Annotated in this window: 14 protein-coding genes; 5 read left to right on the top strand and 9 right to left on the bottom strand. The window is 64.1% G+C overall.

The window, feature by feature from the left end:
* Positions 1–162: 162 nt before the first annotated feature.
* From hemJ to hemE, 4 genes are read right to left on the bottom strand one after another with little or no spacing between them, the layout of a single operon-like run.
* Positions 163–612 carry a protoporphyrinogen oxidase HemJ gene (gene hemJ, locus T331_RS0102760; protein ID WP_026438940.1) on the bottom strand — a complete coding sequence of 150 codons (450 nt, stop codon included), beginning with the start codon at positions 610–612 and terminating at the stop codon, positions 163–165.
* Positions 609–1,268, bottom strand: coding sequence for an HAD family hydrolase (locus T331_RS0102755; protein ID WP_026438939.1), 660 nt, complete (start codon positions 1,266–1,268; stop codon positions 609–611). The genes hemJ and T331_RS0102755 overlap by 4 nt, the downstream gene beginning before the upstream one ends.
* Positions 1,258–2,289: a ferrochelatase gene (gene hemH, locus T331_RS0102750; protein ID WP_026438938.1), complete on the bottom strand. Its 1,032-nt coding sequence runs from the start codon at positions 2,287–2,289 to the stop codon at positions 1,258–1,260. The genes T331_RS0102755 and hemH overlap by 11 nt, the downstream gene beginning before the upstream one ends.
* The gene (gene hemE / locus T331_RS0102745) at positions 2,286–3,296 is read right to left on the bottom strand and encodes a uroporphyrinogen decarboxylase (protein ID WP_026438937.1); all 1,011 of its coding nucleotides are present in this window, start codon (positions 3,294–3,296) and stop codon (positions 2,286–2,288) included. The genes hemH and hemE overlap by 4 nt, the downstream gene beginning before the upstream one ends.
* A gap of 283 nt (positions 3,297–3,579) precedes the next feature.
* Here hemE and T331_RS0102740 point away from each other — a divergent pair, with 283 nt between their 5' ends.
* The 5 genes from T331_RS0102740 to holA all read left to right on the top strand — a co-directional run bounded on the left by T331_RS0102740 (position 3,580) and on the right by holA (position 9,469).
* Positions 3,580–4,440, top strand: a complete 861-nt coding sequence (locus T331_RS0102740; protein WP_026438936.1) for a pyruvate, water dikinase regulatory protein — start codon at positions 3,580–3,582, stop codon at positions 4,438–4,440.
* Between the two features lie 24 nt (positions 4,441–4,464).
* Complete coding sequence (locus T331_RS0102735) at positions 4,465–5,244, top strand: SDR family oxidoreductase (protein WP_026438935.1); 780 nt, start codon at positions 4,465–4,467, stop codon at positions 5,242–5,244.
* Between the two features lie 160 nt (positions 5,245–5,404).
* On the top strand, positions 5,405–7,966 hold the full coding sequence (gene leuS / locus T331_RS0102730) for a leucine--tRNA ligase (RefSeq protein WP_026438934.1): 2,562 nt from the start codon (positions 5,405–5,407) through the stop codon (positions 7,964–7,966).
* Complete coding sequence (locus T331_RS17120) at positions 7,950–8,462, top strand: hypothetical protein (RefSeq protein WP_051622057.1); 513 nt, start codon at positions 7,950–7,952, stop codon at positions 8,460–8,462. Before leuS ends, T331_RS17120 begins: the two co-directional genes overlap by 17 nt.
* A complete protein-coding gene (gene holA, locus T331_RS0102720; protein ID WP_026438933.1) occupies positions 8,459–9,469 on the top strand; it encodes a DNA polymerase III subunit delta in 1,011 nt (336 codons plus the stop codon). The genes T331_RS17120 and holA overlap by 4 nt, the downstream gene beginning before the upstream one ends.
* Positions 9,470–9,622: 153 nt before the next feature.
* Here holA and T331_RS17115 read toward each other — a convergent pair whose 3' ends face one another.
* From T331_RS17115 to mnmG, 5 genes are all read right to left on the bottom strand, one after another.
* Positions 9,623–11,521, bottom strand: coding sequence for a methyl-accepting chemotaxis protein (locus tag T331_RS17115; protein ID WP_051622055.1), 1,899 nt, complete (start codon positions 11,519–11,521; stop codon positions 9,623–9,625).
* A 255-nt stretch (positions 11,522–11,776) separates the two neighbouring features.
* Positions 11,777–12,655 carry a ParB/RepB/Spo0J family partition protein gene (locus tag T331_RS0102710; RefSeq protein ID WP_026438932.1) on the bottom strand — a complete coding sequence of 293 codons (879 nt, stop codon included), beginning with the start codon at positions 12,653–12,655 and terminating at the stop codon, positions 11,777–11,779.
* Complete coding sequence (locus tag T331_RS0102705; RefSeq protein WP_026438931.1) at positions 12,652–13,449, bottom strand: ParA family protein; 798 nt, start codon at positions 13,447–13,449, stop codon at positions 12,652–12,654. The genes T331_RS0102710 and T331_RS0102705 overlap by 4 nt, the downstream gene beginning before the upstream one ends.
* Positions 13,433–14,005, bottom strand: a complete 573-nt coding sequence (rsmG, locus tag T331_RS0102700) for a 16S rRNA (guanine(527)-N(7))-methyltransferase RsmG (protein WP_026438930.1) — start codon at positions 14,003–14,005, stop codon at positions 13,433–13,435. The genes T331_RS0102705 and rsmG overlap by 17 nt, the downstream gene beginning before the upstream one ends.
* On the bottom strand, positions 14,002–15,711 hold the full coding sequence (gene mnmG / locus T331_RS0102695) for a tRNA uridine-5-carboxymethylaminomethyl(34) synthesis enzyme MnmG (RefSeq protein ID WP_026438929.1): 1,710 nt from the start codon (positions 15,709–15,711) through the stop codon (positions 14,002–14,004). Before mnmG ends, rsmG begins: the two co-directional genes overlap by 4 nt.
* Positions 15,712–15,776 lie beyond the last annotated feature (65 nt).

Raw genomic sequence — 15,776 nt, 5'->3', positions numbered from 1 at the left:
TTTCGCCGCTTTTTTGTAAAAAAGCGGCACCAAAAAACTTTTATAACTTCGAAAAAGCCAGCTTAAAGCCGAAGAGAATGAAAACCCCACCGGCGACGCGGTCCAGCCACGCAATCACCCCGGTCGCGCCAGCCCGCAGCAGCAGCGGCGGGCTGAACGAGATCAGGGCTTCACCACCACCGCGATGACGATGACGATGAACAGGATCGTCGGCACCTCATTGGCGATGCGATAAAACCGTTCCGCCCGGCGATTCGAATCATTCAGAAAATCCCGGCGCCAGCGCGAACATGCGCCGTGAAACCCGAACATCAGCACCAGGGCGACAATCTTCGTCCACCACCAGCCCGCACTCCAGCTCACCGCTCCTGGGGTCAGCACCAGCAGCACGCCGAAAATGAAGGTGGAGATCATCGCCGGATTGATGATCTGTTTCAGCAAACGCCGTTCCATCACCTTGAAGCGTTCGGATTCAACCGATCCAGGTCTGGTCTGGCAATGATATACATAGAGCCGGGGCAGATAGAACATCCCCGCCATCCAGGCGGTGAAGCTCATGATATGCAGCGCCAAAAACCAATTAAAAAATGGCAACAGAACCGAAAAGCTCACGCCAGCACCTCGAAAATCTCATCCAGCCGGCTGAACACCCGCCTCGATCCCTCGGCCAGAAGCTTCGCCCCATCGCCGTGCGGCGCGAACCCGTAAGCGACCATCCCCGCCGCCACCGCCGCGCGCGTGCCCAGCACGCTATCCTCCAGAACGATGCAGCGTTCTGGCGCAATCCTCGCATCGGCGGCGGCTTCCAGAAACACATCCGGCGCCGGCTTCGCCCGCCCGCCGCGCGCAATCACCCTTCCTGCGGAAATGCAGCGCCCGGCGGTGATCTCTGACAAGCCGGTGCGGGCGAATTTCACCGCCATCTCCTCATCGGAGGAGTTGGAGGCGATGCGCCAGTCAAAGCCCAGCGCCGTCACCTTCTCCAGCATCGCATCCGCGCCGGGGATCAACGCCGCCTCCTCCTTCAACACCTCAACCAGCTGGTCCGCCATCGCGCGCCGCCAATCCGCCGGCAGGCTGCGTCCCAGCCTGGCCTCGATCACCGGCTGCATGTCGCCGATATTCATGCCGAGAAATTGCCGCATTGATTCTTGCGCATCCATCGCCCAGCCCAGCCGCGTCATCTCCGCCGCCACCACCCGGTTAGCCACAATCTCGCTATCGATCAGCACGCCGTCACAATCGAAAATAATCAAATCAGGACGCACGCTGTCTCTCCCAGGGGCAATCCTTATGCGCCGCCCCGCAGCGTCCGCCTTCCTTGCACAGGCCGGCTTCGCCCGCCCGCCTTACCAGCCCGGCCAGCGCCGCGATGAAGGCCGGATCATCATTCGCCACCCGCGCCCGCACATAAAGCGGCACCTTGTTTTCCTCGGCCAGATGCCGGTTCTCGATATCCAGCTCCACCAAGGTCTCGATATGGTCGGAGACAAACGCAATCGGCACCACCACCAGCCCGACACCATCCCGCCCGGCCTGCTCGATCGCCTGGATCGTGCTCGGCTCCAGCCATTTCTGCGGCGTCGCGCGGGACTGGTAGCAGACCAGATGTTCAACCCCCATATCCGCCAGCCGCGCCCCCACCGCCGCACTGGTGGCTTCCACCTGCGCCTGATACGGATCGCCGGCCTTCACGATGCTCTCCGGCAGCCCATGCGCGGAGTACAGCACCCGCAATTTCAAATCCGGATTCTGCGCCCGCGCGGTCTCGATCGCCTCGCGCACCATTGCCGCCGTTGCCTCGATATAGGCCGGATCGTCGAACCAGCAGCACAACGTCGTCACCGGGGTGATCAGCCCGGCTTTCGCCGCCGCCTCGCGCCAATCGCTCAGCGAGGAGCCGGTGGTGGTGGTGGAAAATTGCGGATAAAGGGGCAGCAGCAGCACCCGCTCCGGCGCCCAATCCTTCACCTGGCGCACCGTCTCCGCCGCGAAGGGGTGCCAGTAGCGCATGGCGATGAAGCAGCGATATTCATCGCCCAGCTGCGCCTCCAGCGCCCGCGCCTGCTGCGCGGTCAGTTCCAGCAGCGGCGAGCGCCCGCCCATCAGCTGGTAATTCTCATAGGCCGCCTTGGCGGATGAGCGCGCGATCAGCCGTGAGAGCCAGACCCGGATGAACCAGGGGGCGCGGATGATCGCCTTGTCGGAAAACAGATTGACCCGGAAGGGCTTGATCGCCTCTGGGCGGTCCGGACCGCCCAGATTGAACAGGACGATCGCGGTTTTCATCTTGCGGCCCTCACCTTTTCCACCAGCCTCGCCACATGCGCCTCCGGGACATCCGGGGTGATGCCATGGCCGAGATTAAGGATATGTGGATGCCCCTTCACCTGCGCAAGCAGCGCTTCCACCGCCTCATCCAGCGCCTCCCCGCCCAGCTTCAACAGTAGCGGGTCCAGATTGCCCTGGAAGATCGTCCCTGGCGGGCAGGCCGCCCGCGCCTCGGCCAGGCCGGTGACGCTATCCAGCGCCACCACGTCAACCCCGCTCTCGCGCGCATATTCGCCCAGCATCAGCCCGGCCAGGCGCGGAAACCCGATCATCTTCAAGCCCGGATGCAAGGCCCGCAGCCCATCGCAGATGCGCCTTGCCGGGCGGATCACCAGCTCGCGGAACTGTTCCGGGGGAAACAGCCCGGCCCAGCTCTCGAACAGCATCACGCAATGCGCCCCGGCCTCCACCTGGGCGGAAAGATACTCAATGCTGGCCTCGGCCAACATATCCACAAGCACGCGCACGAAATCCGGCCGCTCATAAGCCAGCTGCCTTGTGCGCGGAAAGCCGCCGCCCTGGCCATCCAGCATGTAGCAGGCCACCGTCGCCGGCCCGCCGGCGAAGCCGATAAGCCCCGTCTGCTTCGGCAGAGAGGCGCTGAGCCGGCTCACCGTCTCGATGACAGGCGCATACACCCCGGCCGCCTTGCCCGGCTGCAGCAGGCTCAGATCCTCCAGCGGCGGCAGGCGCGGCCCTTCCCCCTCGGCAAAGCGCAGCCCCTGCCCCATCGCCATCGGCAGGATCAGGATATCGGAAAACAGGATCGCCGCGTCGAAGCCGAATTTACGGATCGGCTGCAGCGTCACCTCTTCGGCCAGCGCCGGATTCAGGCAGAGCGAGATGAAATCCCCCGCCTTCGCCCGCGTCGCCCGGTACTCCGGCAGATAGCGCCCCGCCTGGCGCATCAGCCAGAGCGGCGGGGGCCAGACCTCACGTCCTCCCAGGACTTCACGGAATTTCATGCCCACCGCCTAAACCTAATCTTTATTTATTTAAAGTGAGAGTCGTAGTGATAGTACCCTGTGGATAACGGGGGTTAAGGCTCTTGGAGTCAAAATCCACAAACTTATCCACAGCAGGAAACCAGCGCTAAGGCTCTGTTTTTTACATATCCCCAGCGGTTATGCACAATCTGCACAGGGAAGGTTTGGCGGTCATCCCCCGTTCACCGGTTTTCCACTCTTATCCCCACAATCCGGAAAATCGGGCGAGCCAAGCCGAGTTATCCACGCTATGAACAGCATTATGGACAGTGATAAGCTCGATATACATCTGATATCCGACGCCACTGGGGATACTTTGACCGCCCTGGCCCGTGCCGCCGTGGCGCAGTTTGATGAAAGCCGCGTCTCCTATCATCGCTGGTCGCTCATCCGCTCGCGCCTGCAATTGCACCGCGTCCTGGAGGGGATCGAGGCGGATCCCGGCCCGGTGCTCTGCTCATTAGTAGATGACGCGCTGCGCCATGAGCTGGACGCCGCCTGTGCCCGCCTCGGCGTGCCGCTGCTGCATGTGCTGGACCCGCTGATGGACATGCTGCAAAGCCATTTCGGCGCCCCCGCCAAACACAAGCCCGGCCGCCAATATGTGCTGGACGCCGATTATTTCCGCCGGATCGATGCCATGCATTTCGTCATCTCGCATGATGACGGCCAGGCCAATCGCGGGGTGAGCGAGGCGGATGTGGTGCTGGTCGGGGTCTCGCGCTCCTCCAAAACCCCCACCTGCTTTTATCTCGCCAATCGCGGCATCAAGGCGCTGAACGTGCCTTTGGTGCCGAACACGCCGCTGCCCAAGGAGCTGGAAAACCCCTCCTGCCCGATCATCGGCCTGACCATCGACCCGAAATCCCTGATCGATATCCGCCGCCACCGGCTGAAATTGATCGGCACCAATGAAATCTTCGGCCGGGTCGACAGCTCCGATTACGTGGACCAGGATTCGGTGGAAAAAGAGCTGATCTGGGCAAGGCGCTTGTGCAATGAGCGCGGCTGGCCGACCATCGACGTCACCCGCCGCTCGATCGAGGAGACCTCCGCGACGGTGCTGAAGCTGATGGAAAACTGGCATAATAAGCGCGCCGCCGCGGCTGAAAACGCCCAATAGACGTATCGTATTGGAGAATTCATCATGGATCTTGGTCTTCACTCCCGCACCGCCCTGGTCTGCGCCGCCAGCGCCGGGCTTGGCCGCGCCAGTGCCCAGGCCCTCGCCCAAGCCGGCGTGGCGGTGACCATCACCGGCCGCAATGAGGAAAAGCTGGCCATCGCGGCGAAAGAGATCGCCGCCGCCACCGGCGCCAAAATCAGCTTCGCCGCCGGGGACATCACCACCCCGGACGGCCGCGCGGCCGCCCTCTCTGTCTGCCCCAGCCCGGATATTCTGGTGAATAATGCCGGCGGCCCGCCTGCCGGGGATTTCCGTACCTTCTCGGAGCAGGATTGGCAGGAGGCGCTGAACGGCAATCTGCTCACCCCGATCGCGTTGATCAAAGCCGTGATCGACCCGATGATCGAGCGCAAATGGGGCCGCATCGTCAACATTACCTCCGGCTCGGTGAAGGCGCCGATCCCGCATCTCGGCCTCTCCAACACTGCCCGCACCGGCCTCACCGGCTTCATCGCCGGGCTGTCGCGCCAGGTGGCCCAGCATAATGTCATCATCAATAATCTGCTCCCCGGCGCGTTCGATACGGACCGGCTGCAGAAGCTGGCCAAAATCGAGGCCGAAAAGAGCGGCAAGAGCCTCGAAGAGGTGGTACGCGCCCGCGCCGCCGGCCTGCCCACCAAGCGCGTCGGCCAGCCGGAGGAATTCGGGGCGATGTGCGCGTTCCTGTGCTCGCAATATGCGGGCTATATCGTCGGCCAGAACATCCTGATGGATGGCGGCAACATCAACAGCACGCTTTAACGGCGAGGTTTTTCCGCCTTTTTGACCTTTAGAAGGCGGGCCGATTCAGACAATGCAGCCTAGCTGCGTTGTCATCGGACCGCTGGTCGCCCCAAAAACTTTTCCTCCTCTGGGTCCCAGCCCTTTGCGCGGCTGGTGCCCAGGGATAAACAGGCGCACCATGTCCGAAACCGAACCCACGCGCTATGATTTCTCCACCGCCGAGCCGCATTGGCAGGCGCAGTGGGAGGCCCAATCCTGCTTCAAGGCGGAAGATGTTCCCGCCGAGGGCAAGCCCAAATACTACGTGCTGGAGATGTTCCCCTACCCGTCGGGGAAGATCCATATGGGCCATGTGCGCAACTACACCCTCGGCGACGTGGTGGCGCGCTACAAGCGCGCCCAGGGCTTCGCGGTTTTGCACCCGATGGGCTGGGACGCGTTCGGCCTGCCCGCCGAAAACGCCGCCCGTGAAAACAAGGCCAATCCGGCGGACTGGACCTACAAAAACATCGCCAATATGCGCGCCGAGCTGAAGCGCATGGGCTTCTCGCTGGACTGGACCCGCGAATTCGCCACCTGCGATCCTGAATATTACGGCCAGCAGCAGAAGCTGTTCCTGGATTTCTGGAAGGCCGGTCTGCTCGAGCGGCGCGACGCCTCGGTGAACTGGGACCCGGTGGACATGACCGTGCTCGCCAATGAGCAGGTGATCGACGGCCGCGGCTGGCGCTCCGGCGCGCTGGTGGAGAAGAAGAAACTCTCCCAATGGTTCCTGAAAATAACCGATTCCGCGCAGGATCTGCTGGACGGGCTGAACAGCCTGGAGCGCTGGCCCGAGCGGGTGAAGCTGATGCAGGAAAACTGGATCGGCCATTCCCAGGGCGCGGAAGTCACCTTCAAGCTGGCCGATGGGTCGGACGATATCACCGTCTACACCACCCGGCCCGATACTTTGTTCGGCATGTCCTTCCTGGCCATCGCGGCGGAGCATCCCATCGCCAGCCTGGTCGCCCAGAGCAACCCGGCGGCCGCCGCCTTCATCGCCGAATGCGCCAGCCAGGGCACCTCCGAGGCCGCCATCGAGGCCGCCGAGAAGCGCGGCTTCGATACGGGCTTGAAAGTCATCAACCCGCTCACCGGCCAGGAGCACCCGGTCTGGATCGCGAATTTCGTGCTGATGGAATATGGCACCGGGGCGATCTTCGGCTGCCCCTGCGGCGACCAGCGCGATCTGGATTTCGCCCGCAAATATGACCTGCCGGTGCCGGTGGTCGTCTCGCCCGACAAGGACTCCACCCCCGAGATCGGCAACAAGGCGCTGGATGGTGATGGCTTCATCGTCAATTCCGGCTTCCTTACCGGCCTGACCACCAAGGAGGCCAAGCCCCGCGCCATCGCGGAGCTGGAGGCGCGCGGCTTCGGCAAGGCGGTGCAGAACTGGCGCCTGCGCGATTGGGGCATTTCCCGCCAGCGTTATTGGGGCTGCCCGATCCCGGTGATCCATTGCGAGGCCTGCGGCGCGCAGCCCGTGCCGGCGGACCAGCTCCCCGTCACTTTGCCGGCGGATGTCACCTTCGAGACGCCCGGCAACCCGCTGGACCATCACCCGACCTGGCGGCATGTGAACTGCCCCGCCTGCGGCAAACCGGCGACGCGCGAGACCGACACCTTCGATACCTTTATCGACAGCTCCTGGTATTTCGCCCGCTTCACCGCCCCGCGCGCCAGCACCCCGACGGTGGCGGCGGCCGCGAATGCCTGGCTGCCGGTGGACCAGTATGTCGGCGGTATCGAGCATGCGATCCTGCATCTACTCTATGCCCGCTTCTTCACCCGCGCCATGCACAAGACCGGCCATCTGGCGGTGGACGAGCCCTTCGCCGGGCTCTTCACCCAGGGCATGGTCACGCATGAATCCTACAAGGATGAAAACGGCGCCTGGCTCTACCCGGAGGAGATCACCCGTACCGCCGATGGCGCGGTGCTGAAGGCCACCGGCGCGCCGGTGACGGTGGGCCGGGTTGAGAAAATGTCCAAATCCAAGCGCAACACCGTCGATCCCGGCGCCATTGTCGGCCGCTTCGGGGCGGATACGGCGCGCTGGTTCGTGCTCTCGGACAACCCGCCCGAGCGCGATGTGGAATGGACCGAAAACGGTGTGCAGGGCTCTTTCCGCTTCCTGCAGCGCCTGGCCCGTGTCGGCGAGGAGATCGCCAAGGCTGGCAATACCCAGGTGGAGAGCTACGGCCCCGAGGCCAAGAAGCTGCGCCAGCTGGCCCACCGCGCCATCGAGGCGGTGACGCAGGCGCTGGAGAGCTTCGCCTTCAACCTCGCCGTGGCCCGGCTCTATGAGCTGCTGAACGCGGTGGCCACCCCGGCTGAAGGGGCGGACATGCAAGCGGCGCGGTTTGAGGCCATGGAGATATTGGTGCGCCTCGCCAGCCCGCTGGTGCCGCATCTGGCCGAGCATCTCTTCGCCAGATTGCGCCCCGGCGCCGGGCTGGCCGCCCAGCAGCCCTGGCCGAAGGCTGATCCGGCTTTGCTGGTGGTGGATGAGCTTACCGTCGCGGTGCAGGTGAATGGCAAGCTGCGCGGCACCATATTGGTGCCGGCGGGGGCGGGTGAGGATGTCGCCATCCCGCTTGCCAAGGAGGCCGTGGCGGGCACTATAGGCACGCAGACCATCGTCAAGCAGATCTACGTCCCAGGTAGGATCGTGAATTTTGTCGTCAAACCGTAAAGCCTTCGCCGCCCTCGCCCTTCTCGCCCTCTCCGGATGCGGCTTCACGCCGCTTTATGGCGGGGCGCAGGGGGCGGCCGCCAGCGACAAACTCGATAGCGTGTTCGTGCAGAACCTGCCCGAGCGCACCGGGCAGATGCTGCGGCTGAGCCTGCAGCAGCATCTCTACACGGATGGCCAGCCGGTGACCGAGCATTACGTGCTCGCGGTCAATTACAGCATCGGCCAGACCGGCGAAGGCGTGCAGTCGGACAGCTCCACCAGCCGCACCCGCTTTGATGCGCGGGCCAGTTGGACGCTCGCCCCCATCGGCCACCCGGAGCAGATTCTGGCCTCCGGCAATGCCGTCGCCGCGGATGCGCTGAACGTGATCGACCAGCAATATTTCGCCGCCAATCTGGAAACCGCCAAGGTCAACCAGACGCTGTCCGATGAGATTGCCGAGCAGATCACCGTGCAGCTCGCCGCCTGGTTCCGCACCCATCCTTCTGCATGAAGCTTGAAGCCAGCCGGGTCGAGGCGTTCCTGAAGGCGCCCAATGCCCGCCTGGTGCTGCTGCACGGGCCGGATGCCGGGCTGGTGGCGGAACGCGGGCTGGCCTTGGCGCGCAGCGTGCCCGGCGCGCTGAATGATCCGTTCCGCTTCGCCGAGCTGTCCAACCCCAGCCCGGATACGCTGCTGGCCGAGGCCACCGCGGCTTCGCTGGGCGGCGGAGAGCGTGTGGTGCGGGTGCGGGATGCGCATGAGCCGCTAACAAAATCGTTAGAATTATTAACTAAATCGCCGCCCGACGCGCTGGTGATTCTGGAAGCCGGGGAGCTGACGGCGAAATCCAAACTGCGCAGTCTGGCGGAGAAAGCGCCGGGGATCGTCAGCATCGCCTGCTACGCCATCGATGCCGGGCGCTTGCCGCAGGTGATCACGGCACGGCTGCGCGCCCAGGGGGTGAGCATCGACCAGGACGCCGCCGCCTGGGCCGCGCAAAATCTCTCCGGCGAGGAAGGCCCGCTCGGTCAGGCGCTGGAAATTCTGGTGCTCTATGCCGGGGCGGAAAAGCGGCTCTCTCTGGCGGATGTGTCTTCGCTGCTGGCGGATGGCGGCGAGACCTCGGTGGGGGATGCGATCGATGCGGCGCTGACCGGCGATCTGGCTGCGACTGATAAGGCGCTGAGCCTGGCTTATGAGGAAGGCGCCTCGCCGGTGGCGCTGGTGCGGGTGCTGCTCTCGGAGCTGGCCAAGCTGCGGCTGGCGGCCAGCACCATGGCGCAAGGCGCTTCGGCGCAGGAGGCGATGGCCGGCATGCGCCCGCCGGTATTTTTCAAGCGTCAGCCGGTGGTGCAGAAAATGCTAAGGCTCTGGCCGCTGCGGGCGGTCGAGCAGGCCTTGCAGGCGGCGCTGGCGGCGGAAGTGGCGTGCAAGACCACCCATATTCCCGACGACGATTATTGCCGCCAGACCTTGCTGGCCCTGGCCAGCCGGGCGCGTTCGGCCGGCCGGCAATAAGGCCGGATCCGCCCCGGCGCTCTTAGAGCAACATCCGATCAAACGGACTCGTTTGATCGGATAAAGTTGCTCGCTCGAACAAAAAGCTGGAGCGTATTCCGTGCACCAACGGGAACGGAATACGCTCTAGCCGGGGCGGAGGCACATATTTCTTTAGCCAGTCACCGCGCCCGGAAGAGGCCGGAAATTGCCGGTGAGGATTTTGGCATGCGCCTGCCCCTGCGGTTTTCCCTTCGCCGGTTGGGTGGCTTTTCCTGGTGCGGCGGTGATGTTGAACTGGGCGATCAGCTGGTCCAGCTGCCCGGCATTCTCCGCCAAGGCATGGCAGGCGGCGGTGCTTTCCTCGACCATCGCCGCGTTTTGCTGGGTGACCTGATCCATCTGCCCCATCGCCGCGTTCACTTCCGCCAGCCCCATCGATTGCTGGGTGGCGGAGCTGGAAATCTTTTTCACCATCTGATTCAGCTCCGCCACCTGGGTGACGATTTCGGCCAGCGCCGTCCCGGTTTCGCCCACCAGCCGCACGCCGGTTTCAACTTGCGCGCCGGAGGTCGAGATCAGGGTTTTGATCTCCTTTGCGGCTTCGGCGGAGCGCTGCGCCAGGGCCCGCACTTCGGTGGCGACCACGGCAAAACCCCGCCCTGCCTCACCTGCGCGCGCCGCCTCAACCCCGGCATTCAGCGCCAGAAGATTGGTCTGGAAAGCGATTTCATCGATCACGCCGATAATATTGCCGATCTGCCCGGATGAGGCTTCGATCTCGGTCATCGCCTCCACGGCATTGCGCATCACCGTTCCGGATTGGCTGGCCTTGTCATGCGCCTGGCCGACCACACGCAGCACGCGCTCCGCATCCTCGGCGGTTTCCTTTACGGTACGGGTGACGCCATCCAGCGCTGCGACGGTTTCCTCCAGCGCCGCCGCCTGATGTTCCGTCCGGCGGGAAAGATCGTCCGCCGCTTCCATCATTTCCGCCGTGCCGGCCCGGACATTGCCGACACTTTCGCCGACCGCCGCCATGGTGGCGCGCAGCTGCTTCAGCGCGGCGTTGAAATCCGCGCGCAAGGATTCGTATTCGGCGGCGAACTTCGTATCGAGACTCTGCGACAAATCTCCCGCGGCCAGCCGGCTCAGCCCGCCGCCCAGCCCGACGATGACCGCCGATTGCTCTTCGGCACGGCGTGCGGCCTCGGCCTCGGCGAGACGGTGCGTTTCCTCGGCCTGGCGGCGGATGGTTTCGGCGTCCGCTTCCAGCTTTCGCTTTTCGATGGCGTCGGCTTTGAAGCTGGTCAGCGAGGTCGCCATGATGGCGAGTTCGTCATGCCGGTCGGTCGCGGGGATGGGGGCGTTGAGGTCGCCGGCGGAAATCCGCTTCATCGCCTGGCTCAGCCCGGTCAGCAGCCCGGAGATCTGCCGGCGCGCCGCAAATACGGCGACGAGATACAGGCCCAACAAGGGCAGGAATATGGCTGAGAGCGTGAGCAGATGGGCAAGCATCATGCTGTCGACATCGTCAATATACACGCCGGTGCCGACCACCCAATGCCATTCCGGCACCAGGAGCAGAGAACTCATTTTGGGTTCCGGCGTGGCGCCGGCGGTGCGCGGCCAGACATAATGCGCGAAATAGACATGCCCCTCGATCGCCTGGCGGAACATCTCAGGATTGAACAGCTTGCCCTTGGCGTCCGGCACGTTCATGAGATTCTTGCCGATCAATTTCTTGAACGGATGTTGGAGCGCTATTCCTTCTGTATTGTAGACAAACATATAATTTGTGTTGTTGCCGTAGCGGATGGCCCCGATGGCGGCCAACGCGGCTTTCTGTGCTTCTGGCGTGGTCATGCCGCCAGCCTTGGCCAGACCGACATAATATTCGGCGATGCTGGCCGCGGCTTCATCCATGGAGCGGATCTGGAATTTCTTCTCGGCCATCTCGGCATTGTAGGATTGATGCAGAGAGACGGCGGTGCCGGAGACCATCAGCAGCAATGCAAAGGCCGAAAGCAGGTTGAACTGCCAGGTAATGGAGAGGCGGCGCAGAAATGACATGTCCAGTTCCTTCAAGCATGGTCGTGGCGCGGCGAGGCCAGCGCAGACGGAGCATGACGGAACAGGCTTAAAAATCTGTTTAGAGCGATGTCATTGCTTTGGCGGGGCGATGTTCCACGTGGAACATAGGGCGCTGGGTGGTTGGTCGATGTTCCACGTGGAACATTGGAGGCTGGCTGGGGTTGGGATGTTCCACGTGGAACATAGGACGTCGGCGGGCGAGCCGATGTTCCACGTGGAACATCGGCGAAGGCGTCAGTTATTCAGCAACGCCAGGACGGTATCGAGCTGGTCGAGGTCCGAGTAATGCAGGATCAGGGCGCCGCCCTGGCCATTGAATTTGACCTCAACCTTGAGGCCGAGTTTCTCGGACAGGCTGTCGGCCAACGCGGCGATCTCAGCATTATCACCGGTCGGCCGAGGGGCGCGGGTGGTTTCCTTGGGCGCGATGGACTGGCCGAGATTTTTCACCAGCGCCTCGGTCTGGCGCACTGAGAGGCCGCGCTTGACCACATCATTGGCGGCTTTCACCGGGTCGGGATGCGCCATCAGCGCCTTGGCGTGGCCGGTGGAGATCTCGCCGTCGCGCAGCAGCCATTGCACCTGCGGCGGCAGAGAGAGCAGGCGCATGACATTGGTGATGTGCGAGCGGGATTTGCCGACGGCCTCGCCCAGCTTGTCGTGGCTCAGCTTGAACTCGTCGGTGAGGCGCTTATAGCCCTCGGCCTCTTCCACCGGGTTGAGGTTTTCGCGCTGGAGGTTTTCCACCAGCCCGGCGGCCATGGCGTCCGCGTCCGAGAGATCGCGCACCAGCACCGGGACTTCATGCAGCTTCGCACGCTGGGAGGCGCGCCAGCGGCGCTCGCCGGCGATGATCTGGTAATGCCCGGCGACACCGGGTTTCGGGCGGACCAGCAGCGGCTGCAAAATACCGCGCTGGGCGATGGAATCCGCCAGCTCCTGCAAGGCGGTTTCATCCATTTCCTGGCGCGGCTGGAAGGGGCTCGGCTCCAGCATTTCCACCGGCAGGCGCTGCACCCCCGGCGCGTTGGGGGTGGCGGGCACAGCCACGGCATCGCCCATCAGGGCGGCGAGGCCGCGTGCCAGAGGTTTGCGTGTTTCCTTGCCGCTCATGCCAATTCCTTCCGTGCGCGCGCCCGGCGCAAAAATTCCGCCGCCAGGGAGAGGTAAGCCTGCGCCCCGGTGGAGCGGAAATCATAAAGCAGGACCGGGATGCCATGGGAAGGGGCTTCGGTGATGCGGATATTGCGGGGGATGGCGGTTTCGAAGACCTTGTCCTTGAAATAGGTGCGGACATCGCCGCTGACCTGTTCGGACAGGTTGTTGCGCCGGTCGGTCATGGTCAGCACGATGCCCTCGATTTCGAGCCTCGGGTTGAGGCTGCGCTTGACCATTTCCACCGAGCGCATCAGCTGCGAGATGCCCTCCAGCGCGAAGAATTCCGCCTGTAGCGGCACCAGCACGGCATCCGCGGCGGTGAGGGCGTTGAGGGTGAGCAGAGCGAGGCCGGGCGGGCAATCGATAAACACCACATCCGCATCGCAGCCTTGGGCGAAGGCGTCGGTGAGCAGAAAGTTGCGGCGCTCATGGGCGCTGAATTCCATGTCCGCCCCCATCAGATCCGCGACAGCGGGGACGACGGAGAGGTTTTCGACATTGGTGGCGACGATGGAGTCCGCCAGGCTGACATCCCCCGCCAGCAGCGCGTAGCTGCCGCCATTGCGGGCGTCATGGTCGATGCCAAGCCCGGTGGAGGCGTTGCCTTGCGGGTCGATATCGACCAGCAGCACTTTCAGCCCCCCCACCGCCAGCGCGGCGGCGAGGTTGATGGCGGTGGTGGTTTTGCCGACCCCGCCTTTCTGATTGGCGATGGCGATGATGCGCGGTTTTTTATGCGGCTCCGGCATGGCGGATCTGGCTCACTTTCAGGATGCAGCTTTCGCCCCAGTCCGGGGCGGAAATATGGTCTGTTTCCATGTGCCAGAGGGGGGCGGCGAGCGTCAATTCAACTTCCACGCCCTTGCCTTTCGGGAACAGGCAAAATCCGCCCGGTTTCAGCAAAGGCGCCGCCAGGCCCAGCAATTTATCCAAGGGCGCCAAGGCTCTGGCGGTGATGAGGGACGCGGGTTCGACACGGGCGGCTTCGATGCGGCAATTATGAATTTTTGCCGGTGCGCCGGTCTGGCGCGCGGCTTCCATCAGGAAGGCGGCCTTGCGGGAATCTGATTCGATCATCTCGAACGGGACGCCGCTGGCGATGCACAGCACCATGCCGGGAAAACCGCCGCCGGAGCCGAGATCGATGGCGCGGTCGAGATGCTTGGGCAGATAGGGCAGCAGGCGCAGGGAGTCCTGGATATGCCGGTCCCAGACATGGTTCAGGTCGGCCTTGGAGACCAGATTGATTTTCGGCGACCATTTCAGCACCAGATCGGCGAAGGCGCGCAGCTTATCCTCATTCATGCGGCGCGGCCGGCCTTGCGCAGGGCGCCGAAAATAGCGCCCAGCGCGGCGGGGGTTATCGCCTCGATGCGGCCGGCGGCGGCAAGGGTTTGCGGGCGGGTGCGGGTGAGTTTTTCCCGCAGCTCGGCGGAGAGGCCACCGATGGCGGTGTAGTCGAAGCTGTCGGGGATTTTCACCGCCTCGTCCTTTTCGCGGGAGCGGATTTCGGAATTCTGCCGGGCGATATAGCCGGCATAGAGCAGGTCCGCGCGCAAGATGTTGGCGGCCCTGCCCTCACCTTCCGGCTTGTTTCCAAACGCCGCGATTTCGGCTTTCAGCGCCGCGAAGGCGGCTTCGCGCTCGGAGCCGACGCAGCCCCAATCCAGGCCCTTTTGCGTCAGGCGCAGCTCGGCATTATCGGCGCGCAACAGCAGGCGGTATTCGGCGCGGGAGGTGAACATGCGGTAGGGCTCGGTGACACCTTGCGTCACCAGATCATCGATCAGCACGCCGATATAGGCATCGGCGCGGGAAAGCTGGACGGGATCCATCCCCCCTGCCCGGCGCGCGGCGTTCAGCCCGGCGATGAGGCCCTGGGCGCCGGCTTCCTCATAGCCGGTGGTGCCGTTGATCTGGCCGGCGAGATAGAGGCCGGGGAGGGATTTCAGCGCCAGCGCGTGGTCGAGGGCGCGCGGGTCGACATAGTCATATTCCACCGCGTAGCCGGGGCGCAGGATTCTGGCTTGTTCCAGCCCTGGAATGGTTTTGATCATCGCCGCCTGCACCGCCAGCGGCAGCGAGGTGGAGATGCCGTTCGGGTAGATCGTATCGTCATCCAGACCTTCCGGCTCCAGGAAGATCTGATGGCCGGGTTTTTCGGCGAAGCGGACGACCTTGTCTTCGATCGAGGGGCAATAGCGCGGGCCGCGCCCGGCGATGTTGCCGCCATAGACCGCGGATTGGTGGAGATTGTCGCGGATGAGCTGGTGCGTGGCCTCGGTGGTGCCGGTGATGCGGCAGGAGATTTGCGGGTTGGTGATGCGCGCGGTCAGGGCCGAGAAGGGCTCGGGCGGGGTTTCGCCTCGATCTTCCGGCAGGCTTTCCCAATCGATGCTGGATTTCGCCAGCCGCGCCGGGGTGCCGGTTTTCAGCCGGCCCAAAGGCAGGGCCAGGCGGTGCAGGTCGGCCGCCAAAGCGCGGGAGGGGGCGTCATCCACCCGCCCGCCGGGCTGCATCTGCGGGCCGAAATGCAGCACGCCGTTGAGGAAGGTGCCGGTGGTGAGCACGGCGGCGGCGCAGGTGAGGGTTGCGCCTGAGGCGAGCTTGATGCCGGTGAGGATACCCTCGCGCGTTTCCAGCCCGGCGGCCTCACCTTCCAAAATGGTAAGGTTGGGTTGTGCGGCGAGCAGGGCCTGGATGGCGGCGCGGTAGAGTTTGCGGTCCGCCTGGGCGCGGGGGCCACGCACGGCGGGGCCCTTGCCGCGATTCAGCAATTTGAAATGGATGCAGGCGGAGTCTGCGGCTTTGCCCATCAGACCGTCCAGCGCGTCGATCTCGCGGACGAGATGGCCCTTGCCGATACCGCCAATGGCGGGGTTGCAGGACATCTCCCCGATGCGCGCGACGCTTTGGGTGATCAGGGCGGTGCGGGCGCCAAAACGCGCCGCGGCGGCCGCGGCCTCGGTGCCGGCATGGCCGCCGCCTATGACGATGACATCGTAATCCATGCCGGGGGTTTAGCGAGTTTGCCTGAAAAACGCCAAGGCTTTCAAAGCCGCAAGAAAGTTTTGGG

This window comes from Acidocella facilis ATCC 35904 (assembly GCF_000687875.1).
GTDB classification, from domain to species: Bacteria; Pseudomonadota; Alphaproteobacteria; order Acetobacterales; family Acetobacteraceae; genus Acidocella; species Acidocella facilis.
Note: the sequence above shows the minus strand (reverse complement) of the source record. Positions and strands in the feature narration are given on the sequence as shown.